Raw genomic sequence first — 23,403 nt, forward strand, 5'->3', positions numbered from 1 at the left:
GAGGACCGCGATGACCGGACTGCGGCTCGGACCGCTGCTGCGCTACGTGGACGAGGACAGCGCGACGGTGTGGGTGGAGACCGGGGCGCCCTGCGAGGTGACCGTGGCCTGCGGCGACGGCGTCACCGCCACCGACCGCACTTGGCAGGTCGCCGGGCACCACTACGCGCTGGTCCCCGTCGAGGGCCTGACGCCGGGCGCGGAGACGCCGTACCGGGTCCTGCTGGACGGCGAGCAGGTATGGCCGCTGCCGGACAGTCCGTATCCGCCCTCCGTCATCCGCACGCTGCCGCCCGAGGGGCGCGGCCCGCTCTCGGTGGCGTTCGGCTCCTGCCGCTGGGCCGCGCCGCCCTCGGGGAGCCGGAGCCACCATCTGTCGGCGATGCCGGGCGTGCCGGGCGACCACCACGACCCGGCGGGCCCGGACGCGCTGGACACCCTCGCCGCCACGCTGGCCCGCGATCCGGCCCGGCCCCGCCCCGACGTACTGCTGCTCCTCGGCGACCAGGTCTACGCCGACCAGACCTCCGAGGCGACCGCGGCGCTGCTGGCCCGCCGCCGCGACACCTCGCGGCCGCCGTGGACGCAGGTGGCGGACTATGAGGAGTACACCCTCCTCTATGAGGAGTCCTGGCTGGACCCGGAGGTGCGCTGGCTGCTCTCCACGGTCCCCAGCTGCATGATCTTCGACGACCACGACGTGATCGACGACTGGAACACCTCGGCCGCCTGGCTGACCCGGATGCGCGCGACCCCGTGGTGGCGCGACCGGATCCTCGGCGGCCTGATGTCGTACTGGGTCCACCAGCACCTGGGGAACCTCTCCCCCGCCGACCTGGCGCGCGACGAGCTGTACGGCCGGGTGCGGGCGGCGGCGGACGGCACGGACCCGGTGCGCGAGTTCGCCGCCGCGGCGGACGCCGACCCCACCTGCGCCCGCTGGAGCTACCGGCGCGACTTCGGCCGGGTACGCCTGGTCATGGTCGACACGCGCGCCACCCGCGTCCTGGAGGAGGGCAGCCGGGCGATGCTCGACCCGGCGGAGGCGAAGTGGCTGCGGCAGGAGGTGCTCGACGGACCCGGCAGCTACGACCACCTGCTGATCGGGAGTTCACTGCCGTGGCTGCTGCCCCACCTGGTGCACGACGCGGAAGTCTGGAACGCGGCGCTGTGCCGCGGCGTGCGCGGCCCGGGGTGGGCGCGCCGCGGGGAAGCGCTGCGCCAGCGGGCCGATCTGGAGCACTGGGCGGCGTTCCCGGAGTCCTTCGCGGCGCTGGCCGATCTGCTCTCGGCGGCCGCCGACGGGCCGGCCGCGCCCGCCACGGTGTGCGTGCTGTCCGGCGACGTGCACCACGCGTACGTGGCCGAGCCGCACTGGCCCGAGGGCGCGGGCCCGGCGGGCCGCGTCCTGCAGCTGACCTGCTCGCCGGTGCACAACAGCATCCCGGCGGCGCTGCGCGCCGGCTTCCGCTTCGGCTGGAGCCGGGCGGGCCGGTGGCTGGGGCGCGCGCTGTCCCGGCACGTGCGGGCCGGCCGGCCGCCGGTGTCCTGGCGCCGCACCGGCGGCCCGTGGTTCGGCAATCAGCTGATGACGCTCACCCTGCACGGCCGCGACGCCCGGCTGAGCCTGGACCAGGCCCGCGAGGCGACGGACTCCGGGAGCGGGCGGCGGTCGGCACGGCTGGAGCGCGTACTGGAGCGGTCGTTGACGTGAGGCGGCGTGATGCGGCGTGAACCGGCGTGCGGCAACCGGTGCTGCGCATCCTCTTGACGGACCCATTGGTCTGGACCAAAGTGACGGTCACGGCAAAGGTTCAGACCAAGACCGTCGGTAAACGCTTGAAGTTGCAAGCACGAATAAGGCACGCCTAACCTTCAGGTCTCTCGGTTACGTCCCCAAACCGCAGGAGTCCCTGTCATGTCCACTCCCCTCCCCGCGTTCACCGAACGCGCCCGCCCCCACGCAACAGCCCTCTTCCGCATCGTCACCGGCCTGCTCTTCGCCTGCCACGGCGCCTCCTCGCTCTTCGGCGTCCTCGGCGGCGCGATGGGCCAGGGCGGCACCGTCCCGGCCGGCACCTGGCCCGGCTGGTACGCCGCGGTCATCCAGCTCGTCGGCGGCCTCCTGGTGCTGCTCGGCCTCGGCACCCGCACCGCCGCCCTGATCAGCTCCGGCTCCATGGCGTACGCGTACTTCGCCGTCCACCAGGGCGAGGCGCTGTGGCCGATCCAGAACGGCGGGGAACCGTCCGCGATGTTCTGCTGGGCCTTCCTCCTGCTGGTCTTCACCGGCCCCGGCGCCTGGGCGCTGGACCGCGTCTTCTTCGGCTCCGGCGACCGGGACGAGAGCGCCGCTCCGGCCGCGCCCCGGCGGGAGCCCAGCGCCGCCTGACCGGCCGCGCGCACCGTCCGCTCCGCTCACAGGACCTGAGGGCCGCCCGTCCCGGCGGCCCTCAGGCCGTTTCGGATCCCGTCGCTTCGCCTACTTGGCCGTGTGCTTGAACGGCACCGAGAGGCAGCCCAGCCGGTCGCCCGCCATGCCGGCATGGCCGTGCCCGGTGTGCGTCTTGTGGTCGTGGATCACCACGGACCGCGCCTCACCCTGGCGGAACCACCACCAGTGCTTCGACGACACCGAGGCGTCGCCGTCGGAGTCCGTGGTGAAGTCCAGCCACACCTCGTTCTCCGGGTTGGCGTACTTGGGGTCGACGGACGGCTGCTTCGGGTCCTTCCGGTTCTGGTAGTGCGGCCCGGAGGAGTCCGGCTTCTCGCCGCACGGCTTGGTGTGGACGTGTGAACCGTAGGTGCGGTGCGGCTGGAGCCCCTTCACCTTCAGCCGGATGGTCATCCCGTGGTCGTTCTTCCACTGCGCCACCGCGATCCGCGCCGTGGTCGGCACCTTCTTCGTGTCGTACGTGACCGCGTCGGACGGGTCGAACTCCGACACCGGGGTGAACCGGCTCTCCTTGCCCACCACCAGGTCCCCGCCGCCGGGCGTGCCGCCGTGCGCGGGCGCCGCCACCGCCGGCGCCGCCAGCAGCAGCGCCGCCATCGCACCCGTCACCATTCCTGCCGCCATCCCACTTCCTCCTCGTGCTCCCCGTACCGGAGGCGCGCGGGCGCGCGCCGGATCCACGGTGTAGCCCAGCAGGCGATCTCACCGGCAGGAAATGCGTGATTCGGACAACACCTGCGCCCCTGGGCTCCGATCTCCGGACATCCCAGGCGTACGCTGTACAGCTGTACGAGCGACAAGCCGCCCCTGCCGCTGCCATGCGACGTCGCGGCCGGGGACGACTTGGAGTGACGAGGTGCTGGAAAGTCTGGGGGCGCTGGCCGATCCCCCATGGATTTATCTGATCGTCGGGCTGTGTGTACTGCTCGACGTCTTCGTGCCCTTCCTGCCGAGCGGCGTGCTGCTGATCGCCGCCGCGACGGCCGCCGGCACCCGGTCGGCCGCCGTCGGCGTCTCGCCGGTACGCGGCGACTCCGGCCTGCCGGACCTGCTCGCGCTCGCCCTGTGCGCCGCGACCGCTTCGGTGCTCGGCGACCTGGCCGCCTACCGGGTGGCCTGGCGCGGCGGCGACCGCTTCGACCGCGCCATCGCCCGCTCGCGCCGCCTGACCGCCGCGCAGGAACGTCTCGGCACCGCGCTCACCCGGGGCGGCGGGACCATCGTGGTACTGGCCCGCTTCGCGCCCGCCGGACGCTCCGTGGTCAGCCTCGGCGCAGGCGTCGCCCACCGCACGGTCCGCGAGTTCCTGCCCTGGTCGATGGTGGCCGGGGTGGCCTGGGCGGCGTACAGCGTGACCCTGGGCTACTTCGGGGGCCATCTGCTGGGCGCCACGTGGTTCAGCACCGCGGTCTCGGTCCTCGCCCTCTTCGCCGCCGGCTCCGCCGCGGTCTACGTGATGCGCCGCCCGGAGCGCGAGCCCGCGCACTGACCGTCCGGCGCGCCCCGCGCACTGGGGCTGACGGCCGCCGCTTCGTACTCCTAGGCGCCCTCGTCCCGCGCCACCTCCGGTACCACCGCGATCGGGCACAGCGCGTGCAGCAGCACGGCGTGCGCGACCGAGCCCAGCCGGCGGCCGATCCGCAGCCTGCGGCGGTGCCGCCCGACCACCACCAGGTCGCTCTGCTCGGACGCCTCGACCAGCTGCCCGGCCGCGTCCGCCGGGCGCAGCGTGGCCTCCACCGCGACCTCCGGATACCGCTCCCGGTATCCGTCGAGGACCTCCGACACCTGCCTGACCAGCGCTTGCTCGTACTCCCGCTGCGTCGTGTCGTACGCGATCACGTAGTCGTAGGCGTTCGGCACGACCATCGGCCACATGTACGCGGCGATCACCTGGAGGGCCGCGCCGCGCCGGGCCGCCTCCTGGAAGGCGAAGCCGATCGCGCTGCTCTCCCGCGCCTCCTCCGCCGTCGGGTCGATGCCCAGGGTGACGCGGCCGTGCGCCGGTCCCTGCCGGCGGCCGGCGCCGGGCCGGGCCGCGCCGCCGTCCGCCGCCGCCGTCCGCGCGCCGCCCCGGTCCGGGCGCGGCACGACCACGACGGGGCAGGCGGCGTGCGCGGCGCAGGCCATGCCGTTGGAGCCGAGCAGCAGGCTGGCGAAGCCGCCCCGGCCGCGCGAGCCGAGCACGAGCAGCTGCGCCTCGTCGCCGAGCGCGGGGAGGATGGTGTCGGTGAGGCCGTTGAGGCTGCGGAACTCGACCTCCGGCAGCCCGGCGGCCCCGGCCAGCCGCTGCCGCAGCTCTTCCAGTACGGGGTCGCCGGTGCCCGCCTCGGCGTCGGCCGCGCGTTCGGCGGTGAGGTACGGCCAGACGTGCACGACCTGCAATGGCGCTGCGCGGAGCCGGGCCGCCTCCGCCGCCCAGTGCAGCGCGCGCTCGCTGTCCGGGGACCCGTCCACCCCGACGATGACCGGCATGCTGTCCATGTCTGCCTCCCTGCGTTCGCCGGCGGGCCGTGGCGGCCGCGCGGCCGCCGCCCCGCGGCCGCCCCAGCCGCTCCACTGCGATCGTTACCACTCCCGGAAAGGATGCGGCCAGTACGCATTACAGGCGACATAGCCATGTATTCCGGACAGTCGTCGATGCCGTCGGACGAGCCGGGTGACGATCGTCAGAAGGCCGGGTGTCCCGGAGCCGGTAAAGTCGAACGTCCTCGCACCGCCCCGCTCCTGGGGCGTGCCCCTCCTCCGGGACGCGCCCTCAGCCGGCCGTGCCGCCTGATCCGGGACGTCATGAACGCACACCGGCCGACCGCCTCCACCACCGCCGCCGACTCCTCGTACCCCGTCCTCACCTGGGAGGAGTCCGGCGTACAGCGCTCCGCCCGCTGGCGTTCGGAGAACGGCGCCGCGCCGCCGCGGCGGGTCGCGATCGCCGACGACCGGACGAAGGCCGACGCCGCGTACAAGCTGGTCTGCGAGGGCACCGCGCTGCTCTGGCGCGGCGACTTCCACAACGCCCGCCAGCTGCTGGCCGCGCTGGCCCGGCGGATCGACCGCCGCCCCCGCAAGCCGGCCCCGGCCGACGACCCGGCCCGCGCCTTCCACCTGCACCGCGCCGCGCAGAGCCAGCGCGCCCGCATCCTCGGCATGCTGCTGGTGCCGCTCGACGCCGAGTACGGCGTGCCGCTGCACCGCGCCCCCGACGTCCGCGCGGCCTGCGCCCTGGCGTACGGCCCCGCCGGTCCCGCGCACGAGGGCGGCGGCGCGGCGGACGGCACGGATTCGGTCGTCTCCCTGCGCGAGCTCCTCGGGCTCGTCGGCGCGTACGAATGGCACCGCAAGGGCGTCGAGATCCCCGCCCTCGGCGGCGAGCGCGTCCACCCGGACTACGGCGTCTTCTCGCCCCAGCGCGGCGAGTACGTCGACCTGGTCGCGCAGGCGCCGCTGCCCGGAGAGCCGCCGGCGCTGGCGTTCGACATCGGCACGGGCACCGGCGTCCTCGCGGCGGTACTGGCCCGGCGCGGCGTCCCGCGCGTCATCGGCACCGACCAGGACCCGCGCGCGCTGGCGTGCGCGCGGCGGAACGCCGAGCGGCTGGGCGTCGCCGACCGGGTGGAAATCATTCAGGCCGACCTCTTTCCTTCCGGGCGCGCGCCGCTGATCGTCTGCAACCCGCCCTGGGTACCGGCCAAGCCGACCTCCTCCGTGGAGTACGCCGTCTACGACCCGAACAGCCGGATGCTGCGCGGCTTCCTCGCGGGGCTCCCGGCGCATCTGACGCCGGGCGGCGAGGGCTGGCTGATCCTCTCCGACCTCGCCGAGCACCTCGGGCTGCGCACCCGCGCCGATCTGCTCGCCCTCTTCACAGCGGCCGGGCTGACGGTCCTGGACCGGCTGGACATCGCGCCCCGGCACCCGCGCGCCCGCGACACCACCGACCCGCTGCACGCGGCCCGCGCGGCGGAGGTCACGTCCCTGTGGCGGCTGGGCGCGGCGACGGACTGAGCGCCCGCGGCTGGGCGGCTGGGCGGCTGGGCGGCTGGGCGCGCAACGGGCAGGCGAAGTGACCGATTCCGTCCGTTCTCTCCCGCCCTTCCCTTATCCACAGCAAAAGTGTGATCATGACACCATGAGCAGCGATATGAGGATGCCCGCGGGCATCGAGCCGGAGCCGTTCCCCGAGCCGGGCGTCGAGTCGGGCACCGCCCCCGTGGCGGGCGGCGCGCTGTACTACGAGGCGGCGGGGACGGGCCCGGCGGTGGTGCTGCTGCACGAGGGCATGCTCGATCTGACCATGTGGGACGAGCAGTTCGGGTGGCTCGCGCGCTCCGGGTACCGGGTCGTCCGGTACGACGCGCGGGGTCACGGCCGCTCCTCCGTCGTCGACGGGGACTACGCCCACCACGAGGACCTCCTGGAGCTGCTCGCCCATCTCGGCATCGACCGGGCGACGTTGGTCGGGCATTCGCACGGCGCGCGCGTCGCGCTGGACAGCGCGCTGGCGTATCCGGACGCCGTCACCGCTCTGGTACTGGCCGCGCCGGGCATCAGCGGCCGCGCGTTCTCCGACCCGTTCCTGCTGCACCACATCAGGGAGCAGGTCGCGGCGGTGAGCGAGCCGGGCGGCGTGAAGCTCTTCATCGAGCACTTCCTGCGGATGTGGGTGGACGGCCCGCACCGCGAACCGGCGTCGGTCGACGCCGATTTGCGCGAGCGGATACGCGTGACGGCCAGGTCCACCGTGCGGGCGCACGCCGAGGGGATGGGGCGCGGCATGGCCCAGGAGGTCGGCGCCGCGGGCCGGCTGGCGGAGATCAGGGTGCCGACCCTCGTCATGGACGGCGACCTCGACAGCACCGACATTTCGGCCAACGCCCATGCGGTGGCCCTCTCGGTACCGGGCGCCCGACGGGCCCGCATCCCGGCCGCCGGCCACATGGTGAACCTGGAGAACGCCGCACGGTTCGACCGCGAACTGGCCGAATTCCTACGCGGCGCCGCGTACTAGCGCGGGCGCTGACATCCACCGGGACATCAGCGGCCCCGCCGTCGCCTCCGGCCCCCGCGGGCAGTCAGCCGCTCCCGCGGGGAGCCGGGGTGCGTGCCGCCCGGCGACGGGCGGCGTCAGAGGCCGGGCAGCACGTCGTCGTCCACCTGCTCGATCAGCTCGAACGGCTCGCGCAGGGCGGCCAGTTTGAGCAGACGGAGCACGATGGGCCGGGGATTCATCAGCGCCAGCCGGCCGCCCCGGGCCGTCACCTCGTCCCGCAGCCGGCAGAGCAGATCCAGGCCGCTGCAGTCCATGAACGTGACGTGCCGCAGATCGACCACCATGGCCTTCTCACCGGGCCTGGCGTTCCGCCCGCCGGTCTCGCGGCAGCCCGCGAACACGCCGGGCAGCCCGTCGAACCGCACTTCGGGCAGAAACCCGGGAAGGGCGAGCGGCGCCCCGATCGCACGCGAAATCATTTCCGCGGGCACTTCGGTCCGGTCATCGGTGCGGCTTTCGCTCCGGTCATCGGAACGAACATCCGAACGGTCTTCGCTACCGACTTCCGCCCAGCCCTCCGACCGATCTTCCGGCCAGCCGCCCGACCGGCCTTCCGGCCGGTCTTCGGTCCGGACGACGTCAGGTCGGGCTTCCGGAAGAGTCTTGACGCGCGGAAGTATCCGCGGAATCACCCGCGGCGGCCTCGGTGCCACCCGGGCCCGAGGAGCGGGAAATATCGCCGACCGCCGCAGCGCGTACAGCGCGTGGAGCGCCAGCAGGACGTCGGCTTCGATGCGTAGTGCCATGGCCAGGTCGAGTTCGCCATGAAGTGCGAGAACGACCAGGTCGCCACCACGGCGAACGGTCGCCTGCACATCGGCGTCGCTTCCCCCCACGTCACCCCCAGTTGTGCTTCAGGCCGTATCACGAACACGGCGACGGGCCGGTGCGCACCGGGGTCTGGGATGCACAGGCACCGTAACCGCGCCCTGCGACGCAGAATCGATCAGGCATGACAGAACGCCACTGACGGGTGAATTTTATCCATATCGCTTGACGGCAGGCCAGGCTCAGATCGTGGCCGAATGGCGCCGTAAAACACCGCAAGGGGAAGCAGGATGCTGCATTTATGCAGTCAATCCCCGAACACCGGAAAGCATAAAGCAGAACGGTGAACGGTCAACCCTCGGCGGCCATATCCGTGGTGACGGCCTCGGCCCTGCCGCAGGCCCCGGACGCGAGCGGAACGACCGGCAGCGGAACGACATCCGCCGAGCCCTCCCGCTCGGCACCGCTCGCAGCCTCCCGCTCGCCCGGCCTCTCCGGACCGTCCGGCGCCAGCTCGGCGACCGGCGGGAACGGCCGGCGGAAGAACACCGAGACCGAGCCGTCCGCACGGTGCTGCACGCACAGCCGCCCGAAACCCGCGTCCCCGACGCCCTGCGACGGCCCAACTCCCTGCAGCTGGCCGGCTCCTTGCGGCTGGCCGGCCCCCTGCAGCTGCCCTGCTCCCTGCTGCTCCGCAGCTCCCTCGGTCCCCGAATCCTCGCCCGTCTCCCGGTCGTCGACCCGTACCGTGCACTGCCCCCCGTCGATCTCGATCGTGAGGCGGTACGCGTCCGCGCTGCCGTGGGTCAGCACGTAGGCCGTCGCCCGGGCCAGGTCCGAGACCAGGGACGCGCTCCCCTCCCCCGGCACGCCGAGCGCGTCCAGCACCGCACAAGCCAGCACGGTGGCCTCCTTGTCGCTACCGGGTCGTCGCCGTGCGCTGAGCGCCCAGCGGAACGCGGGGGCGCGGCCGGCGGCCGGGGACACGGGGGAGGCGGCCGTACTCTGCTCCATGGCCGGACCCTGCTCTCCTTCGGAAGTGGACTCGGGGGCCTGCTGCCGGCGCATCCCACCGGCACTCCGCCACCGAAAGGGCGGGCTGAACAGGCGCGACCGGGGTCCGGGGCCACTCCGTTTCACCATAGAACTCACGATCGACACGGAACCCGCCAATTCCGGCCACTTCGCCTCTCGGCCACCTCACAGGCACACTGCTCTCTCCGCCCGTCACACCCGCCCCTTCCAACCCACTCCCGGCGCAGGAAGTCACCACGGCTGCATAACCGACAGAAAGGACACCCGGCGACCGCGCCCCAACGGCTACGCGGCCCGCCCCGGGCCGATGTTGTGGTTACCGCGGAAGACGTTGTCCGGGTCGTACGCGGCCTTCACCGCCGCGAGCCGCGCGTGGTTGTCCGCGCCCACGCCCGCGACGACCCGTTCGCCGCCCTCGTCCCCGATGAAGTTGAGGTTCACCGCGCCGATCGACCACGGCCGCATGTCGGCGCGCAGGTCACGTGCCCACTGCCGGGCGCGCGCGTCGTCGGCCGGGTCCTCCCAGAGGCCGAGCGGATGCACCGCCCACGGTGCCGACCGCCACGGCACCGGGTAGTCCACCGTGCCGCGCGCGAGCGCGCCGCCCAGCGGCAGCATCAGATGCTGGGACGGCGAAGGCACGACCATGTCACCGGCGCGCCCGCAGAAGACGTCGACGGCCCGGTCGGGCAGCTCCGTCAGGTACTCCGCCGACCAGTAGTTCCGGTAGCCGGGCGGGTCGTCGAGCATGCACTGGAAGTCCGCGTACGGCATGTCCGCGATCAGCTCGCCCTCGTGCCCGAGGCGCAGCATCGGCGCCATCACCTCGCGCGCCTGCGCCACCGGCCCCGCGTACGTGATCAGGCACGCACACGCCATCCGGCCCCGCAGCTGCGCGGGCACGAACTCCTCGGGCGGGCCCGTGAGATAGAGCAGCCCGCCGCCGATCTCGTCGGGCGCCGCCGCCATGAAGTCGCGGTACGCGCGCAGGACCTCGGGGCCGGCCTCCGGACGCCACAGCAGCAGCCCGAAGCTGAACGCGGGCAGTTCGTACAGCCGGAACGTGAAGGACGTCGCCACCCCGAAGTTGCCGCCGCCCCCGTGCAGCGCCCAGAACAGCTCCGGATTCTCGGTGCCGCTCGCCCGTACGGTCTCCCCGGCCGCCGTGACCAGCTCGACCTCCAGCAGGTTCTCGCAGGTCAGGCCGTACTTCCGCTCCAGCCAGCCGGAACCGCCGCCCAGCGTGTAGCCGCCCACGCCGGTGGTCGAGACCCGCCCGCCGGTCGTCGCCAGCCCGTGCGCGCCGGCCGCCCGGTCGAGGTCCCCCATGGTCGCGCCGCCGCCGACGCGTACCGTGCGGCGCTCGGGGTCGGCCGTCGCGCCGTTCATCCGCCGCAGGTCGACGACGAGACCGCCGTCGTTCACCGCCGTCCCGGCGACGCCGTGCCCACCGCCGCGCACCGCGATCTCCAGCCCCTCCTCGCGCGCCCAGCGGACCGCCCGCCCGACGTCCTCGGCGGTCGCGCAGCACGCGATGACGGCGGGCCGCCGGTCGATCATCGCGTTGAAGACACCGCGGTACTCGTCGTACGACGGATCACCGGCCGTGATCAGCTCCCCACCGAACCCGGCCCGAAGACCCCCCAGCACCGCACCGCTCACCTCACGGGATCCCATCAGATACCCCCCTGGTACCCACCTGGTCCACTCCCCCGTCCCCGGAGCGTAGCGCCGTCCGGCCCCGCCCCGAAGACGCCGAAGACCCCCAGCCGAACCGGCTGGGGGTCTTCGCACACGTGGGCACAACAGGATTTGAACCTGTGACATCTGCTTTGTAAGAGCAGCGCTCTACCGCTGAGCTATGCGCCCGGATGAACCGACAGACTACCTTGCCTGCGGGGATGGTTCGCAAACCCGTGTGGGGAAGCGTCCGGATGGTGAACCTACCGGCCGGTGTGTTCGTCCGTACAGGGTGGGAGAATGGCTTCGGGCCTGGGGCGACGCGAGCGGGAGAGGGTTGTGACGGCGACACACACGCGGCTGTACGAGCAGCGAGCAGGTCGTCGGTGCCCGCGCCGGCCGCGACGGCAGTCGGTGGGGGGATGATGGCGTTCGCCGGTGGCGGTACCAGACGGTGGTTCGGGCGCGGGGAGAGTCAGCGGGCGGAGGCGCAGGCCGCGAAGGACGCCGCGGCGGCCGCGTTCTACGAGCTGGACACCGCGCAGCGGGACCTGAAGATCTCGATCGAGACGATCACGGCGGTGGACGACTCGCCGGGCGCGCGGCGGGCCGCCGAGGGGTACGCGCAGCTGGGGCGGCGGATCGACGAGGTCAGCCGGACGTACATCGCGGCCGTGGACGCCCATGATCTGGATCGCGATGATCTTGATGGGGGTGCCGCCTCGCGGGCACGCGCCGACCTGACCCGGGCCAAGGACGAGCTGACGGCGGTCGGCAAGGAGCTGGAGCGGTTCGCGCAGGGGCTCGGGCCGCTGCTGCAGACCGCGGAGACGCAGCTCGCGCGGCTGGCGCCGGCGGTGGAGCGGGCCCGGCAGGCGCTGCTGGCGGCGACCCAGGCGCTGGACGCGGTGCGCGCGAAGGGCCTGAAGGCCGATGATCTCGCGGCCCGGCTGGCGGCGCTGTCGCCCGAGCTGACCAAGCTGAACCAGGGGGCCGGGCAGCACGGCGTGCAGGAGACGCTGCAGCGCGCCGATGACGTGCTGCGGCGGGCCGAGGCCGTACGGAGCGAGGCGGAGCGGCTGCCGGAGCGGGCCGCGGAGATCGACAAGCGGCTGGTGTCGCTGCGTACCCGGGCGCAGGCGATCACGACGCGGGCGGGGCAGGTGGACCCCGTACTGAGCGAGCTGCGGCGGCGGTACAGCGCGGCGTGCTGGCAGGACCTGCAGCAGGTGCCGCAGCAGGCCGCGGACGCCGTGCGGCAGGCGGAAGTGAAGCTGCGGGAGGCGCAGAGCGCGCGGGACGAGCAGCGGTGGGCGGACGCGACGAGTCTGCTGGCGACCGTACGTGCGCTGCTGAACACGACGGACGAGGCGGTGTCGGCCGCCGGGGACCGGCTGCGGCGGCTGGACGAGGTGTCCTTCGACCGGAAGCGGGAGGTCGAGCGGACGCGGTTCGCGATCCGGGACGCGCAGCGGCTGGCGATGGCGGGGCGGAGCACGCCCGACCCCCGGCACGCGCGGCCGCTGGACGAGGCGGTGGCCCGGCTGGAGCGGGCCGAGGCCGGGCTGGAGGGCAGCCGGCATCCGGACTGGTGGCACTTCCTGACCGAGACGGACGCGGTGCGGGAGATCGCGGCGCGGGTGGTCCAGGCGATCCGCGAGGAGCGGGGCGGCGGCAGCTGACGGCCTCGTCGGATGGCGTTGTCCGGCGCGGGAGCGGAAGCTGGAGGGAGGTACGGCGGTACGGCCCTGGCGGTCCTGCTGCGCAAAGGAGGCCGGACATGACTGCTGGCCACGCCCTTCACGGGCCCTCCCACAGCCCCCGGCGGCACGCTCCCCGGCGGCACATCAGGCTCGACGAGCATCTGCCCGTCGACCACCGGCTCAGTACGGTCTACCGGGTCGGCGCCGGGCTGATGGGACTGGTCCTGGTCGCCTTCGGCGTCCTCGGCCTGATCGACCGGATCGGCTTCTTCGACACCGGCGGCGACACGGTCGCGGGCCTGAACACGAACGGCGCGCTGAGCGTGCTGTCCATCCTCATCGGCCTGCTGCTCTTCGTGGGGATGGTGATCGGCGGGAACTTCGCCTCCACCCTGAACACCGTGCTCGGCCTCGCCTTCCTGCTGAGCGGCTTCGTCAATCTGGCGGTCCTGGAGACCGGCTTCAACTACCTCGCCTTCCACCTCCAGAACGTCCTGTTCAGCTTCGTGGTCGGGCTGATGCTGCTGGTCTTCGGGATGTACGGCCGGGTCAGCGGCGGCCTGCCGCACGACAACCCGTACTGGCGCGCCCGGCACCCGGAGGCCGTGCCCCGCGCCTCCCGGCTGAACCCGCAGCAGGCGGCGCTGCTGCGGAAGGCGCGGCAGGACGGCACGCTGCGGCATGGCGGAGCGCGACGGGGAGAGGGAGCATGACGGGGTCGTAGCGGACCGGCCGGAGGAGGGCGTCGTTGGGTGCGGGGCGGATTGCGCGGGTCGAGACGTTTCTGGCGCCGCCGCGGTGGCTCTTCGTGCGCGTGGAGACCGAGGACGGCGTGGTCGGGTGGGGCGAGCCGGTGGTCGAGGGGCGCGCGGAGCCGGTGCGCGCCGCGGTCGGCGTGCTCGCCGAGTACCTGATCGGGCGGGAGGCGGGCCGCATCGAGGACCACTGGCAGGTCATGACCAAGGGCGGGTTCTACCGGGGCGGCCCGGTGCTGTCCTCGGCCGTCGCCGGGCTGGACCAGGCGCTGTGGGACATCAAGGGGAAGACGTACGGCGTGCCCGTGTACGAGCTGCTGGGCGGCGCGGTGCGGGAGCGGGTGCGGGCGTACGCGTGGGTGGGTGGCGATGAGCCCGCCGAGATCAAGGACGCGGTGACGGCGCAGGTCGAGGCCGGATTCACCGCGGTGAAGATGAACGGCTGCGGGCGGCTGACGCCGGTCGCGACCCTGGCCGAGGTACGGGACTGCCTGCGGCGGGCCGAGGCCGCCCGCGAGGTGCTGGGGGACGAGCGGGACTTCGGGCTGGACTTCCACGGCCGGGTCTCGCCCGCGAACGCGCGCCGGCTGCTGCCATTGCTCGCCGAGTACGCGCCGATGTTCGTGGAGGAGCCGGTGCTCGCCGAGTACGGGGACGAGCAGGTCCTCGCCGGTCTGGTGAACGCCGCCGGCATCCCGGTCGCGCTCGGCGAGCGGCTCTACTCGCGGCGGGAGTTCCTGGCGCCGCTGCGGGCCGGGGTGGCGATCGTGCAGCCGGACGTGTCGCACGCGGGCGGGATCTCGGAGCTGCGCCGGATCGCGGCACTGGCGGAGACGTACGGGGCGCAGCTCGCGCCGCACTGCCCGCTGGGGCCGGTCGCGCTGGCGGCCTGTCTGCAGCTCGCCTTCACCACCCCGAACTTCCTCGTCCAGGAGCAGAGCATCGGCATCCACTACCACCGGGGCGCGGGCGGGCAGCGCGGTACCGAGCTGCTGGACTACGTCGTCGATCCGGAGCCGTTCCGGTTCGAGGAAGGGACGCTCGTACGGACGGACCGGCCGGGGCTGGGCGTGGAGGTGGACGAGCAGGCCGTACGGGCGGCCGACCGTACGGGGCACGCCTGGCGGAACCCGGTGTGGCGGTACGAGGACGGGTCGTTCGCCGAGTGGTGAGCGGGCGGCGGGGGCCGGCCGCCGCCGCTCCCGCATGGCCCACAATGGCCACATCACCCAGGAAGGACTCCACGCACCATGGACTTCAGCGCAGCGCTCCGGGCCGGACGGCTCGTCGCCATCATCCGCGGCAAGGACCCCGAGGCGTCCTTCCGTACGGTCATGACCCTCGCCGAGGAGGGGGTGCGGCTCGTCGAGGTCTCGCTCAGCGGCACGGACGCGCTCGGCGTCATCCGGCGGGCCCGGCAGGAGCTGGGGCCGGACGCGTGGCTGGGCGCCGGGACGGTCACCACCGCCGAGGACGTCGAGCGGGCGGCCGAGGCGGGCGCGAACCTGGCGGTCACGCCGGGGCTGGGCGCCGGCGTGGACGAGTGCGTGCGCCGTGGGCTGCCGGTGGTGGCCGGGGTGCTGACGCCGACCGAGGTGATCGCGGCGCGGGCCGCCGGGGCGACGGCCCTGAAGCTCTTCCCCGCCTCCATCGGCGGCCCCGCGTACCTCAAGGCGCTGCGGGCGCCCTTCCCGGAGCTGCCGTTCGTGCCGGTGGGCGGCGTGGACGCGGCGGCGGCCCGCGCGTACCTGGCCGCGGGCGCGGTGGCGGTGGGCGTCGGCTCGCCGCTCATCGGGGACGCGGCGGACGGCGGCGACCTGGCCGGACTGCGGCGCCGCGCTGCGGACTTCCTGGCGGAGTGCGCCGAGGGCGCGGAGGGGCTGGCGTGAGCGGTACGGACGCGACCGGTCCGGAGGTACTGACGCTCGGCGAGACCATGGTCGCGCTGCGCGGCAGCGGGCCGCTGAAGCTGGGCGGCACGATGCAGGTGTCCGTGGCGGGCGCCGAGAGCAACGTGGCCATCGGCCTGGCCCGGCTCGGACACTCGGTGCGCTGGGCGGGCGCGGTCGGCGACGACGAGGCCGGGCAGCTCGTGCTGCGCACGCTGCGGGCCGAGGGCGTGGACGTCTCGGGCGCGTCGACGGACGACGGCGGCGCGCCGACCGGGCTGCTGATGTTCGAGCCGCGGCTGCCCGAGGTGACGCGGGTGCACTACTACCGGGCGGGCTCGGCCGGTTCCCGGCTGCGCGCGGACGCCGTGGAGCGGGCGTTCGCGGCCGCGCCGCCGCGCGTCCTGCACCTCACCGGGATCACCCCCGCGCTGGGCCCCGAGGCGCGTGGCGCGGCCGAACGGGCCCTGCGGCTGGCCCGCGCGCACGGCAGCACGGTCTGCCTGGACGTGAACTTCCGGTCGCGGCTGTGGAGCGCGGCGGCCGCGGCCGAGGTGCTGTGCGCCTGGGTGCCGTCCGTGGACGTACTGATCGCCTCCGAGGACGAGCTGCCGCTGTGCCTGTCGGAGAGCGTGTCGTCCGCGGCCTCGCAGGCCGAGCTGCTGCTGAAGGCCGGTGTCGGAGAGGTGGTGGTCAAGCTCGGCGCGGCGGGGGCCACCACGTACACGGCCGACGGGTCGCTGCACGCGCCCGCGAAGGCCGTACGGGCGGTGGACGCGGTCGGCGCGGGCGACGCCTTCGTGGCCGGGTATCTCTCGGCCCTGCTGGACGGCGAGCCGGTGGCCGGGCGGCTGGAGCGCGCGGTCACCACGGGCGCGTTCGCGGTCGCCTCGCCCGGTGACTGGGAGGGCGCCCCGACCCGCGCCGAACTGGGCATGCTGGGCGCGGCGCCGGGCACGGTCGTGCGCTGAGCACCGGTGTCCCGGCGGGCCCCGGCCCGCTCGCCGTATTCTTTGGCCATGCCCCGATACGAGTACCGCTGCCGCTCCTGTGAGACGACCTTCGAGGTCAGCCGCCCGATGGCCGAGTCCGCCGCGCCGGCCCCCTGCCCCGAGGGCCACGCCGACACGGTGAAGCTGCTGTCTGCTGTCGCGGTCGGCGGCACGGCCGCGGCGCCCGCCCCGAGCGGGGGCGGGGGCGGCGGCTGCTGCGGGGGCGGCTGCTGCGGCTGAGCCTTACAGGGCGGGGGCGCCCGCCCTTTACGGCTGAGCGCCCGCGCCCGCCGTGTCCGCGGTGTCCGCGGTCAGCCCCACCGTGTCTTCGAGCAGGCCCGCCGTGTCCTCCGTCAGGCCCGCCAGGAACGCCCGTACGATCTCCTCCCCCGCCGCCACGCCACGCTCCGTCAGCGCCGTGACGTGCGGGGCAGACCACCCCGCGGCCGCCAGTTCGCCGTGGCCCGGGCGCCAGCCGCGGTCCGCCGCCAGCAGCAGGTCGGCGTCCAGGAGCGAGTCACCGGCGGCGAGGATCCGGCCGGCGCCCGCGCGGCGCGCTGCCTCGCGGACCGCCGCGCTCTTCGTGAGCGGCTTCGGCACGGCGTAGACCTTGCGGCCCTGGAGGGAGACGGTCCAGCCGCGCCGCTCCGCCCAGCCCGCGAGGTCCTTCACCCAGGTCTCCGGCAGCTTCGCCCGGTCGACGACCAGGTACGCAAAGAGGTCCTCGGCGGTACGTTCCTTCAGCAGCCAGGACGGGTCCGCGGTACGCAGCAGATGTGCGCGTACCTCGTCGAGCGGGGCGCACTCGGCGGCCAGCCGCGCGGCGACCGTCCGCTGCCAGTCCCGGTCGGACTCCCCGTTGACCAGCAGATGGCCGCCGTTCGCACAGACCGCGAACTCCGGGACCGGGCCCGGGAGACGGATGCGCGCGTACTGCTCGCGGGTGCGGGTGGTGGCCGGGGCGAAGCGGGCGCCGCGGGCGGCCGCCAGGGTGGCGAGCAGCCCGGCCGCGGTCTCCGTCAGGTACGAGAGCGGCTTCTGCTCGTACACCTCGACGCACAGCAGGCGCGGCGCCCGTGCGTCGGGCATGCCGAGGGCGAGCGCACCCGCGGAGTAGATGAGCGTACGGTCCAGGTCGCTGGCCACGAGAGTGCGCACGGTGCTCACTTGGCCGCCACCGCCCTGCCGTCGGCGCCGGTCGCGCCGCGGGTGTAGCGCGGGTGGATCAGCCCGACGCAGCTGTACGGCAGGCCGTCGGTCTCCTCCACGGGAACGCCGCGCTGCTCCGCGAGCAGCCGGATGTGTTCCAGGTCCGCGCCCGCGCCCTTGCGCGCGAGGATCTTCCAGGGGACGCGGCGCAGCAGGACGCGGGTGGTCTCGCCGACGCCCGGCTTCACGAGGTTGACGTCGTGGATGCCGTACTCCTCGCTGATCCGCTCCACGGCTGCCCAGCCCTCCCAGGTGGGCGTGCGGTCGGCGGCGAGCAGCGCCGCGGCGTCGGCGCGGGCGTCCGCCGCGACCTCCTCGAAGCGGGCCGCGACGGTGTCGAGGAAGTGCTGCGAGACGTCCGTGTCCGCCAGCTCGCGGTAGAACTTCGCGCCGTGGAAGTCGTCCGGACCGACCAGGTCGGCGCGGAGCACCGTGCGGGATATCAGCCCGGAGACCGTGGAGTTCAGGCAGGCGGAGGGGATGAGGAAGTCGTCGCGGGTGCCGTAGGTGTCCACGCAGCCGCCGGGGTCGGCGAGCACCGCGATCCGCGGGTCGAAGGCCGCGCCGGGGAAGTCCCGGAGCGCCTGCGCCAGTTCGCGGGTGATCGCGCCCTTGCCGGTCCAGCCGTCGACGAAGACCACGTCGGCCGGGTCGTGGTGGGCGGCGAGCCAGCGCAGCGCGGTGGTGTCGATGCCGCGGCCGCGCACGATCGATATGGCGTAATGCGGCAGGTCCAGGCCGTGTGCGTGCTGGGCCCAGCGGCGCATCAGGACGCCGACGGGGGTGCCGGCGCGGGCGAGCGAGACCAGGACCGGGCGGGGCGACCGTTCGGCGAGCACCGTTTCGGTGACGGCGCCGACGGCCCGCGCGATGCGCGCCGCGGAGGTCTCCAGCGCGGCGCGGAAGAGCGCCTGGTACTCCGCGCTGGGCTGGTACTCCACCGGCAGCGACTCGGCGTAGTGCGCGCCGCCGCGCTGGATCGCCTCCTCGCGCTCCTCGGTGGGGGCTTCGAGGGTGACGCCGGAGAGGTCCTGCAGCAGCCAGCCGACGTCCTCGGGGGCGTAGGAGCCGAAGGCGGGGCCGCGCAGCGGTCCGGCTCCCGGTCTGTACGCGGGGACGACGCCGAGCAGTACCTGGTCCGTGTGCGCGGCGAGGGACGCCAGCAGGCCGCCCGGTGCGTGCAGTTCGGGGGTGTCACCGGCCGAGTCGACCAGCGCGACGACCGCGTCGAAGCGGCGGCCGGGGTCCGTGCCGGGCGCGACGTTGTACGCGTACCGCTCGCCCGGGCCGTCCGCCGGGCGGTCGTGCGCCGGGAAGGCGAGCTTCGTACGGATCGCGTAGCCGGGGTCGTCCACGGCGAGCACCGGGGAGCGCGTCGTGGTGGAGAAGCGGACCTCGGCGGGCAGCGCCTCGTCCAGCGCGCAGGCCAGCCGCAGCGGCGCGTACATCAGCTCTTCGTTGCCGAGGACGAGGACGCGGGCCTCCGCGCGGCGCCCGCGCTCGCCCAGCGCGGCGGCGATCCGGGCCGCCATGGCCGGCAGCGCGGCCTCCAGCCGGGCGCGGTGGTCCGGGGTGAAGCCGTGCCGGCCGCCGTCCGGGAGACCGGCGGGCCACTCCAGGGCGGTCCGGGTGATCCCGGCGCGGGACGCGTCCCGGGCGGCGGGGACGGCGGCGGGCTCCGTGCCGTACTCCGCCACCAGCGCCTGCCCGCGCTCCAGTACGTCCGCCGGGAGCCCGGCCGTGCCCGCGGCCAGCGCGACCAGGTCGACGCGCGCCCCCAGCTCGGCCGCGAACTTCTCCAGGTGTGCGCGGTCCGCCGCGGAGCGCATGTCGGTCAGGGCGACGATCACGTACCGCGCGCGGGGGTAACGGGCGTGCAGGGCCGCGATCGTGTTGAGGACCGTGCGCCCCGTGGAGAACTCGTCGTCGACCAGGACCAGCGGGCCGTCGCCGGTGAGCAGGGCGGGGTCTTCGGGGAGCAGCAGATGCGACGTGGCGTGGCTGTGCTCCTCCTCGAAGCCGCCGGCCTGCTCGACGCCGGGCACGGGGCGCCGGGTCGAGTGAAGGTAGGTCGCGAGCCCCAGGCCGTCGGCGACGCTGTGCCCGAGGCCGGTGGCGGTCTCGGCGTACCCGAGGACGACGGCCCGCGCGGCGGCCTCGTCACCCAGCAGCGCGCGGACCCGGCGGCCGAGGCCGTGCCCCGCTTCGTACACCACGGCGGGCCGCTGCGGCACATGCTTGCCGAGCACCTGCGACACGAGCAGATGGGCCCGCTTGGGGTTGCGCCGCAGCGCGAGCCCCAGCAGCCCGTTCAGCCCGCCCGCGCCGTTCGGCCCGTCGACGCCGTTCGGCACGTCCGTGCCCTTCAGTTCGACCCCGAGCCGCTCCGCGACCCATGTGCCGGTCCACACCACTGTGTCATTCCTCTTCTCGGGCACCATCTCAAGCCTGCGGCACGCTTGCCGCCAGCAGTTCCACGAAGCTGACGCCCTCGCGCGCGACGCCGAAGACCTCGGCGCGCAGCAGCGTGCGCTCCGCCCAGGCGCGGTGCGGCTTCACCTCGTTCATCTTGTTCGTGTAGGCGGAGCGCAGGACGCCGCCGCCGTCGCGCTCGGGGCGCAGGATGTCGACCGCGTCGCTGAACTCCTCGTGGCTGACGACCGACAGAGCGTGCACCGGGGGGACGTGCGAGGGATGGATGCAGGTCTTGCCCTGCAGACCGTTCGCCCGGTCCAGCTCGATCTCCCGGAGCAGGCCGTCCATGGCGTGCTCGATGAGGGACGTACGCAGCTCCTCCGCGCGGCCCTGGAAGGGGCTCTGCCGCAACTGCGGCTTGAACATCCGCTCGTGCAGCCGGAAGTACTCCCAGACCGGCCCGGTGACGGTGAAGCCGCTGCCGTCGGCGCGGCCCAGCACGTTGACGACATCGGCGATCACGGAGGCGACGATCCGTACGTCGTACGCGGTCATGTCCGGCGCGCGGCGCAGGCCGTACGCCGAGCAGAAGTCCGTGACGCCGAGGCGCAGCGCGAGGACGCGGTCGCGGTAGGCGTCGACGGTGCGGGCGATGCCCTGCAAGGTCTCCGTGCGGCTCTCCAGATGGAGCAGCTCGGGGGACTCCAGCACCGGCATGGCGAACAGCCGCCGCCCGCAGGACGCTTCGGCGGCGGTGAGGGCCTCCAGGAAGGGCACGCCGCGCAGCGCGGTGAACTTCGGCAGCACGAATCCGGAGAGGAGCCGGACGGCCGGGCCGAGCCGCCGGGTCAGGTCCGGTATCTGGTCGGGGGTGCGGACACGGATGAAGAGAAGGGGAAGCGGACTTTCCGGGTCCCTGGCCTCCGTTTCGGCCAGCTCGGTGAACTGCCGTACGAGGTTGTCCTCGCCGGCCGCCACGTCGCCGTCGCCGATGGAGTCCTCCAGGCACAGCACCATGGACACCACGCCGCGCGCGGCCTGCTTGATGACGTCGGCGGCCAGCCGGGGCCTGGTCGCGGGGCTGTAGAGGGTGGCGCCGAGCGCGACGGCGAGCAGCCGCTGCGGGGAGTCGGCGGTGAACTCACCCGGCTCCTGGTGGAACAGCGTCGCGCGGAGGCCGGGCGGCAGGTGTCCGAAATGACGCATACAACTCCCCGTGTGCGGGCTGGATTCGGCCACCCCTGCGGCGCTTCTCCCGGCTTCCGGTGTCTGGATCCGGTCGGTAATCGTACGTGTGGGCCCCTATGGAAAGTTCCCGCGCAGGTGAAATTCACGTGACGCGCGCCCGGCCGGAGCGGGCCACGCGACCGGCCGGAGGGGGCCCGCGTACCCGGCCGAAGCGGACCGCGCGTCGCCGTTTCCCGGGCCGGACGGTCCCCCGCGTTGTCCGGCGCCCCGCTCAGCAGGCAGGATGACGTCATGACGCACGCCATGCAGAAGGGGTCGAACGTGCCCCTCGATGCCACTGCCGTACGCGCCGTCCTGCGCTGGACACCGGGCACGGGAGTGCCCGACGTGGACGCCTCCGCACTGCTGCTGGGCGCCGACGGCCGGGTGCGCTCGGACGCGGACTTCGTGTTCTACAACCAGCCGCGGCACCCCAGCGGAGCGGTGCGTCATCTCCCCAAGAAGCGGCTGTCCGACGCGCTGACCGACACCGTCGAGGCGGATCTCGCCGCGCTCGACCCGTCGGTGGACCGGGTGGTGGTGGCCGCGTCCTCGGACGGCGACCCCTTCGGGCACGTACCGGACCTCCGGGTGGAGCTGTACGACGCGACGCAGGGAGACGGCGGGCCACTGGCGGTGTTCGAAGTCGAGCCGGAGACCGGCGAGGAGACCGCACTGATCTGCGGGGAGCTGTACCGGCGGGCGGACGCATGGAAGTTCCGCGCGCTGGGCCAGGGGTACGACAGCGGCCTGGTGGGGCTGGCGACGGAGTTCGGGATCTCGGTGGACGAGGGCGAGGACGCGGCGGACGACGCCGCGGAGTCTGCCGGCGCCGCGCCGGGAGCCGTGCCGGGCGCGGACGACGCGACCCGGGCCGTGCCCGGGGCGCCGGTGACCGGCTCCGAGGACGTCACGCGTGCCGTGCCGGACCCGGTGCCGTTCCCCGAACCGGCCGCCGGGGCCACGGACCCCGTCGCCACCGCGGCGTTCGCACCGCCGCCGCAGCCCACCGGCGCCCCGGCGGCCGGCCCGGGCGCCTATGGCTACCCGGAGAACGTGCCCCCGCCGCCGCCCATGCCGCCCGGCCCGCCCGCGTACGGCTATCCGGGGCCGCCCGAGCAGTCCCCCGGGCCCGCGTACGGCTACCCGGGCCCCCAGCCGGGCCCCGGCCGGGCACAGCCCGCGTACGGCTATCCGCAGCCGCAGCCCCAGACCGCTGCCACCGGCTACGGCTACCCGCCGCCGCCCGCGCCCGACGGACCGGCCACCGCGCCGGTGCCGGACGACGGTCCGCTCGTACTGCCGCCGCAGGGCCCGCAGTTCCAGCACCGCTGAGGCGCGCGGACCGACGGCCGGCACGAGGCGCGCGCGACGCGGCGCGCGCCGCCCGTGCACCTCACGTGCGGGCGGGCGCGCCTGCCACCGTGCCGGCGGGCGCGCCCGGCGCTCACACCTGGCTCTTGTAGCCGCGGCCCCACTGCAGGCCCCAGCCGTACAGCCGGTCCAGCTCGGCCTGGAAGCCGTAGACGTACTTCACCTCGCGGCGCACGGTCAGCTCGCCCTTGACGTTCTCCAGCATGAAGACCGCGCACGAACGGGCCTGCGGCGCCCGCTCGTCCAGGCCGATCTCCACCCGCGGCCCACTGCTCGGGTAGAGCGTGATGATGGCGTGCGTACGGTCGAAGGCGGGGGTGCCGTCGTAGATGTAGACGAAGATCAGCAGGCGCTTGAACTCGTCCTGGTGGTCGAGGTTGATGTACAGCGTCTCGCCCGACCCCGAACCGAACCGGTCGTCGCCGCTGAGCTGGATGTACGGCGGGCTGTTGAGCTCACCGAGGAAGTTCCCCAGCGGCTGCACGACGCCCTTCGTGCCGTCCTTGAGCTCGTACATGCACGCCAGGTCGAGGTCGATCTTGACGACCGCCGGGCCCTGCGCCTGCACCACTTCGGGTTTGAATATCTGGCCCGGGTGCCGCCAGAGGCTCTTCCGCTTCCCCGCGAACTCCGCGAAGTCCGTGGTGCGCATCTGCCAGGAGAGGTTGACCCGGAGGTTACCGCTGGCGGCGCCCTGTTTGGTCAGCGAGACCACGGGATCGCGTTTGGTCAGTTTGACGACGTACGACGCCCCGCCGTTGTCGAACTGCGGCGCTCCGCCGCGTCGCCAGTTCCCCAAGAACGACACTTCGCCCCACCCCATCGATCAGCATCAGATACAGCCGCGGGGC

Annotated in this window: 21 protein-coding genes and 1 tRNA gene; 12 read left to right on the forward strand and 10 right to left on the reverse strand. The window is 74.0% G+C overall.

The genetic code is table 11. The features are described 5' to 3' along the window. The first annotated feature begins 10 nt into the window (after window positions 1-10). Entirely contained in the window at window positions 11-1,714 is a 1,704-nt protein-coding gene (locus tag ACIGXO_RS12675; protein ID WP_399784427.1) for an alkaline phosphatase D family protein, read from the forward strand. A gap of 204 nt (window positions 1,715-1,918) precedes the next feature. Beyond that, entirely contained in the window at window positions 1,919-2,392 is a 474-nt protein-coding gene (locus tag ACIGXO_RS12680; protein ID WP_399784430.1) for a DoxX family protein, read from the forward strand. Window positions 2,393-2,482: 90 nt separating this feature from the next. On the opposite strand, the gene ACIGXO_RS12685 is transcribed toward ACIGXO_RS12680, so the two are convergent. After that, the gene (locus ACIGXO_RS12685) at window positions 2,483-3,079 is read right to left on the reverse strand and encodes a superoxide dismutase family protein (protein ID WP_399784433.1); all 597 of its coding nucleotides are present in this window, start codon (window positions 3,077-3,079) and stop codon (window positions 2,483-2,485) included. A gap of 232 nt (window positions 3,080-3,311) precedes the next feature. Here ACIGXO_RS12685 and ACIGXO_RS12690 point away from each other — a divergent pair, with 232 nt between their 5' ends. Continuing rightward, window positions 3,312-3,944, forward strand: coding sequence for a DedA family protein (locus tag ACIGXO_RS12690; protein WP_399784436.1), 633 nt, complete (start codon window positions 3,312-3,314; stop codon window positions 3,942-3,944). Window positions 3,945-3,994: 50 nt separating this feature from the next. Here ACIGXO_RS12690 and ACIGXO_RS12695 read toward each other — a convergent pair whose 3' ends face one another. After that, complete coding sequence (locus ACIGXO_RS12695) at window positions 3,995-4,939, reverse strand: universal stress protein (RefSeq protein WP_399784438.1); 945 nt, start codon at window positions 4,937-4,939, stop codon at window positions 3,995-3,997. Between the two features lie 306 nt (window positions 4,940-5,245). Here ACIGXO_RS12695 and ACIGXO_RS12700 point away from each other — a divergent pair, with 306 nt between their 5' ends. Both ACIGXO_RS12700 and ACIGXO_RS12705 read left to right on the forward strand, forming a co-directional pair. After that, the gene (locus ACIGXO_RS12700) at window positions 5,246-6,460 is read left to right on the forward strand and encodes a methyltransferase (RefSeq protein WP_399784441.1); all 1,215 of its coding nucleotides are present in this window, start codon (window positions 5,246-5,248) and stop codon (window positions 6,458-6,460) included. Window positions 6,461-6,584: 124 nt separating this feature from the next. Next, window positions 6,585-7,463 (forward strand): alpha/beta fold hydrolase, encoded by an 879-nt coding sequence (locus ACIGXO_RS12705; RefSeq protein WP_399784444.1) that lies wholly within the window; start codon window positions 6,585-6,587, stop codon window positions 7,461-7,463. A gap of 116 nt (window positions 7,464-7,579) precedes the next feature. On the opposite strand, the gene ACIGXO_RS12710 is transcribed toward ACIGXO_RS12705, so the two are convergent. The 4 genes from ACIGXO_RS12710 to ACIGXO_RS12725 all read right to left on the reverse strand — a co-directional run bounded on the left by ACIGXO_RS12710 (window position 7,580) and on the right by ACIGXO_RS12725 (window position 11,177). Beyond that, window positions 7,580-8,341, reverse strand: coding sequence for an STAS domain-containing protein (locus tag ACIGXO_RS12710; RefSeq protein WP_399784447.1), 762 nt, complete (start codon window positions 8,339-8,341; stop codon window positions 7,580-7,582). Window positions 8,342-8,624: 283 nt separating this feature from the next. Next, on the reverse strand, window positions 8,625-9,287 hold the full coding sequence (locus ACIGXO_RS12715) for a hypothetical protein (protein ID WP_399784450.1): 663 nt from the start codon (window positions 9,285-9,287) through the stop codon (window positions 8,625-8,627). Window positions 9,288-9,593: 306 nt separating this feature from the next. Then, window positions 9,594-10,985 (reverse strand): FAD-binding oxidoreductase, encoded by a 1,392-nt coding sequence (locus tag ACIGXO_RS12720; RefSeq protein WP_399784453.1) that lies wholly within the window; start codon window positions 10,983-10,985, stop codon window positions 9,594-9,596. Window positions 10,986-11,105: 120 nt separating this feature from the next. Then, window positions 11,106-11,177: transfer RNA gene (locus ACIGXO_RS12725), tRNA-Val, on the reverse strand. Window positions 11,178-11,410: 233 nt separating this feature from the next. Here ACIGXO_RS12725 and ACIGXO_RS12730 point away from each other — a divergent pair. The 6 genes from ACIGXO_RS12730 (at window position 11,411) to ACIGXO_RS12755 (ending at window position 16,567) form a co-directional block, all read left to right on the forward strand. Continuing rightward, a complete protein-coding gene (locus tag ACIGXO_RS12730) occupies window positions 11,411-12,670 on the forward strand; it encodes a hypothetical protein (protein ID WP_399784455.1) in 1,260 nt (419 codons plus the stop codon). A 98-nt stretch (window positions 12,671-12,768) separates the two neighbouring features. Then, on the forward strand, window positions 12,769-13,404 hold the full coding sequence (locus ACIGXO_RS12735) for a DUF4383 domain-containing protein (protein ID WP_399784457.1): 636 nt from the start codon (window positions 12,769-12,771) through the stop codon (window positions 13,402-13,404). A 35-nt stretch (window positions 13,405-13,439) separates the two neighbouring features. Further along, complete coding sequence (gene dgoD, locus ACIGXO_RS12740; protein WP_399784460.1) at window positions 13,440-14,618, forward strand: galactonate dehydratase; 1,179 nt, start codon at window positions 13,440-13,442, stop codon at window positions 14,616-14,618. Window positions 14,619-14,696: 78 nt separating this feature from the next. Further along, window positions 14,697-15,335: a bifunctional 4-hydroxy-2-oxoglutarate aldolase/2-dehydro-3-deoxy-phosphogluconate aldolase gene (locus ACIGXO_RS12745; RefSeq protein WP_399784463.1), complete on the forward strand. Its 639-nt coding sequence runs from the start codon at window positions 14,697-14,699 to the stop codon at window positions 15,333-15,335. Further along, a complete protein-coding gene (locus ACIGXO_RS12750) occupies window positions 15,332-16,306 on the forward strand; it encodes a sugar kinase (protein ID WP_399784465.1) in 975 nt (324 codons plus the stop codon). The genes ACIGXO_RS12745 and ACIGXO_RS12750 overlap by 4 nt, the downstream gene beginning before the upstream one ends. A 48-nt stretch (window positions 16,307-16,354) precedes the next feature. After that, entirely contained in the window at window positions 16,355-16,567 is a 213-nt protein-coding gene (locus ACIGXO_RS12755; RefSeq protein ID WP_030618155.1) for a zinc ribbon domain-containing protein, read from the forward strand. Window positions 16,568-16,594: 27 nt separating this feature from the next. On the opposite strand, the gene ACIGXO_RS12760 is transcribed toward ACIGXO_RS12755, so the two are convergent. From ACIGXO_RS12760 to ACIGXO_RS12770, 3 genes are all read right to left on the reverse strand, one after another. Further along, window positions 16,595-17,416, reverse strand: coding sequence for an HAD family hydrolase (locus tag ACIGXO_RS12760; RefSeq protein WP_399785631.1), 822 nt, complete (start codon window positions 17,414-17,416; stop codon window positions 16,595-16,597). 74 nt (window positions 17,417-17,490) lie between these two features. After that, the gene (locus ACIGXO_RS12765; protein ID WP_399784469.1) at window positions 17,491-19,977 is read right to left on the reverse strand and encodes a phosphoribosyltransferase; all 2,487 of its coding nucleotides are present in this window, start codon (window positions 19,975-19,977) and stop codon (window positions 17,491-17,493) included. A gap of 1 nt (window position 19,978) precedes the next feature. After that, complete coding sequence (locus ACIGXO_RS12770; protein ID WP_399784472.1) at window positions 19,979-21,157, reverse strand: HpcH/HpaI aldolase/citrate lyase family protein; 1,179 nt, start codon at window positions 21,155-21,157, stop codon at window positions 19,979-19,981. Between the two features lie 273 nt (window positions 21,158-21,430). Here ACIGXO_RS12770 and ACIGXO_RS12775 point away from each other — a divergent pair, with 273 nt between their 5' ends. Continuing rightward, entirely contained in the window at window positions 21,431-22,513 is a 1,083-nt protein-coding gene (locus tag ACIGXO_RS12775; RefSeq protein ID WP_399784475.1) for a TerD family protein, read from the forward strand. A gap of 112 nt (window positions 22,514-22,625) precedes the next feature. On the opposite strand, the gene ACIGXO_RS12780 is transcribed toward ACIGXO_RS12775, so the two are convergent. Then, on the reverse strand, window positions 22,626-23,360 hold the full coding sequence (locus ACIGXO_RS12780) for a Tellurium resistance (protein WP_399784478.1): 735 nt from the start codon (window positions 23,358-23,360) through the stop codon (window positions 22,626-22,628). Between the last annotated feature and the right edge of the window lie 43 nt (window positions 23,361-23,403).

The organism is Streptomyces sp. NPDC053542 (assembly GCF_044544685.1).
GTDB lineage: Bacteria > Actinomycetota > Actinomycetes > Streptomycetales > Streptomycetaceae > Streptomyces.

What these genes read in the sequence shown, in the direction of transcription:
- ACIGXO_RS12715 (WP_399784450.1), bottom strand. Translation starts at nt 9,287, where the DNA reads ATGGAGCAGAGTACGGCCGCCTCCCCCGTGTCCCCGGCCGCCGGCCGC.
- ACIGXO_RS12680 (WP_399784430.1), top strand. Translation starts at nt 1,919, where the DNA reads ATGTCCACTCCCCTCCCCGCGTTCACCGAACGCGCCCGCCCCCACGCA.
- ACIGXO_RS12700 (WP_399784441.1), top strand. Translation starts at nt 5,246, where the DNA reads ATGAACGCACACCGGCCGACCGCCTCCACCACCGCCGCCGACTCCTCG.
- ACIGXO_RS12705 (WP_399784444.1), top strand. Translation starts at nt 6,585, where the DNA reads ATGAGCAGCGATATGAGGATGCCCGCGGGCATCGAGCCGGAGCCGTTC.
- ACIGXO_RS12685 (WP_399784433.1), bottom strand. Translation starts at nt 3,079, where the DNA reads ATGGCGGCAGGAATGGTGACGGGTGCGATGGCGGCGCTGCTGCTGGCG.
- ACIGXO_RS12720 (WP_399784453.1), bottom strand. Translation starts at nt 10,985, where the DNA reads ATGGGATCCCGTGAGGTGAGCGGTGCGGTGCTGGGGGGTCTTCGGGCC.
- ACIGXO_RS12775 (WP_399784475.1), top strand. Translation starts at nt 21,431, where the DNA reads ATGACGCACGCCATGCAGAAGGGGTCGAACGTGCCCCTCGATGCCACT.
- ACIGXO_RS12770 (WP_399784472.1), bottom strand. Translation starts at nt 21,157, where the DNA reads ATGCGTCATTTCGGACACCTGCCGCCCGGCCTCCGCGCGACGCTGTTC.
- ACIGXO_RS12735 (WP_399784457.1), top strand. Translation starts at nt 12,769, where the DNA reads ATGACTGCTGGCCACGCCCTTCACGGGCCCTCCCACAGCCCCCGGCGG.
- ACIGXO_RS12695 (WP_399784438.1), bottom strand. Translation starts at nt 4,939, where the DNA reads ATGGACAGCATGCCGGTCATCGTCGGGGTGGACGGGTCCCCGGACAGC.
- ACIGXO_RS12730 (WP_399784455.1), top strand. Translation starts at nt 11,411, where the DNA reads ATGATGGCGTTCGCCGGTGGCGGTACCAGACGGTGGTTCGGGCGCGGG.
- ACIGXO_RS12675 (WP_399784427.1), top strand. Translation starts at nt 11, where the DNA reads ATGACCGGACTGCGGCTCGGACCGCTGCTGCGCTACGTGGACGAGGAC.
- ACIGXO_RS12745 (WP_399784463.1), top strand. Translation starts at nt 14,697, where the DNA reads ATGGACTTCAGCGCAGCGCTCCGGGCCGGACGGCTCGTCGCCATCATC.
- ACIGXO_RS12760 (WP_399785631.1), bottom strand. Translation starts at nt 17,416, where the DNA reads ATGCCCGACGCACGGGCGCCGCGCCTGCTGTGCGTCGAGGTGTACGAG.
- ACIGXO_RS12765 (WP_399784469.1), bottom strand. Translation starts at nt 19,977, where the DNA reads ATGGTGCCCGAGAAGAGGAATGACACAGTGGTGTGGACCGGCACATGG.
- ACIGXO_RS12755 (WP_030618155.1), top strand. Translation starts at nt 16,355, where the DNA reads ATGCCCCGATACGAGTACCGCTGCCGCTCCTGTGAGACGACCTTCGAG.